The sequence below is a fragment of the Treponema sp. R6D11 genome (assembly GCF_054786075.1).
In genome coordinates, this window is record NZ_BDHD01000292.1 from 1 (window position 1) to 1,705 (window position 1,705).

3 protein-coding genes are annotated in these 1,705 nt (G+C 43.1%); 1 reads left to right on the forward strand and 2 read right to left on the reverse strand.

Going from position 1 to position 1,705, the window contains the following annotated elements; genetic code table 11:
• Positions 1 to 282: 282 nt before the first annotated feature.
• Together ACYVTD_RS12420 and ACYVTD_RS12425 are read right to left on the reverse strand one after the other, a co-directional pair.
• A complete protein-coding gene (locus ACYVTD_RS12420) occupies positions 283 to 561 on the reverse strand; it encodes a hypothetical protein (protein ID WP_461248069.1) in 279 nt (92 codons plus the stop codon).
• Positions 562 to 898: 337 nt separating this feature from the next.
• The gene (locus tag ACYVTD_RS12425) at positions 899 to 1,171 is read right to left on the reverse strand and encodes a hypothetical protein (RefSeq protein ID WP_461248070.1); all 273 of its coding nucleotides are present in this window, start codon (positions 1,169 to 1,171) and stop codon (positions 899 to 901) included.
• Between the two features lie 274 nt (positions 1,172 to 1,445).
• Between ACYVTD_RS12425 and ACYVTD_RS12430 the strand changes: the two genes are divergently transcribed.
• Positions 1,446 to 1,705 (forward strand): argininosuccinate synthase domain-containing protein (locus ACYVTD_RS12430; protein ID WP_461248071.1); only part of this gene is annotated, 260 nt, incomplete at its 3' end.

Sequence of the window (1,705 nt, forward strand, 5' to 3'; positions counted from 1 at the left end):
TTATTAATTACCACGCCCCCCACTAACAGTGGGAGTCCGCCAACGGCGGTTGTTTTGGCAGGGTAATCGCTTGTTCTTTACATATTTTTTTCTCCTTTATTTACATTGTTTCCCATGCCCCCCAAAGCATACTACCTTTCTCTTTTACACATCTTACGCCGCCCACCAGCGAGCTAATGTAGATCTCGGTGGGCGCCCTAGCTTTATAAAAAAAAAAAAAATGAAGAGCCCCCATTGTACGGTTTTTTTTTTCTTTTTCATTTCCTTTTTCTTTTCAGGCTTTCAACCTTTTGCGTTTTTTAAATTTCCTTTCTTCTTTTCCCGGGCTGTGAAAGTTTCATCTTGGGTTGAAGTGGTTTCGTTTTTATAGTAATTAACCACACATATTGAAATGACCGCCGCCATAACAAGCAGTACGCCCGTCAGCATTGTCGCCCGCATGGTGTCGGAACCGCCCTTTTTTAAGCGTTTTCTGGGCGTTTTTGCGGTTTTTCCCGCCTTTTTCTTTGCGGTTTTTGCGGGTTTTCTCCATGTAGTTGCCATTTTAATCATTCTTTTCATATATTGAGTTTCTTCTATATATATCGGCAAGGTGGGAAAATGCCTAAAATGGGTAAATTTGGGTGTCTGGTGCTTTGTGCCAACAGTTTATTGGCTGTTTTTTAATTTGTTAGTTACAAAAAAAAGTACCGCACTGGTGATTAATAAAGCAACTGTTAAAATGATTTGCCATGCCATGAGTTTACCCTCCTAACCATGTCTTAATTATATCAATAACCGAAATTAAACCAAGTATTCCTGCCCCGGTAGCCGCTCCATTTCCAATTCTAACCAATATGGACGGCTGTTTGTTGGCGACTTCCAACAGGGGTGTCTGTCACCTTTACGTTACTTCGCCTTAATTCTTTTTCATTTCGCCTTCCATTAGCCAGAACTTGACGGCTGTTCCATTGCCTTTCATTGAGATATATTCCTCATAAAAAGGCTGTCTGAGATTTCTGGGTATGGAAATGTCAAATATCCGATCTGAAAGAAAGGCCATTCTGTCGCTTTTTGCCTGTACCTTTGCTTGCCACCTGACCACAAACACTGATAACGCCATGCCCACCACTGATAACAGCAAGGCGACCACGCCGCAGATTGCCCCGATTAAATTTAAGGTATTTTCCATTTCGCCCTCCTGTCTTGTAAGGTGAATTTAACTATAGCATACCGAAGGCCGACTAGCAAGAAATAAAGCCGAAAAAGGAACGGGGCGTTGCGGGGTGTCCCCGCTGAGGGGGGTAGCGTAATCCGACCACATAAAATATAAGTTTTGTATCATATTTAAGATATTTTCTTGATATTTTATGTGGTCGGATGGAGCGTGGGGGGAGACTTCCCCCCTTTTGACTGTCTTGCTCAAAAACATTTCTTTGTAGATAATAACGAAAAGGAGCTTTTTAATGAAGAAAAAAATCGTTCTCGCCTACTCTGGCGGTCTTGATACTACGGTTATTATCCCCTGGTTGAAGGAAAATCAGGATTGCGATGTCATCGCCGTATGCGTCGATGTGGGGCAGGCGGCGGATTGGAAAACTATCCAAAAACGGGCTATGACTACGGGGGCAACGGCTTGCTATGTCGCTGACGTTAAAAAGGAATATGTTGAAGAATACATCTGGCCGGCGCTTAAAGCGGGGGCGGTTTACGAGGACAAGTACCT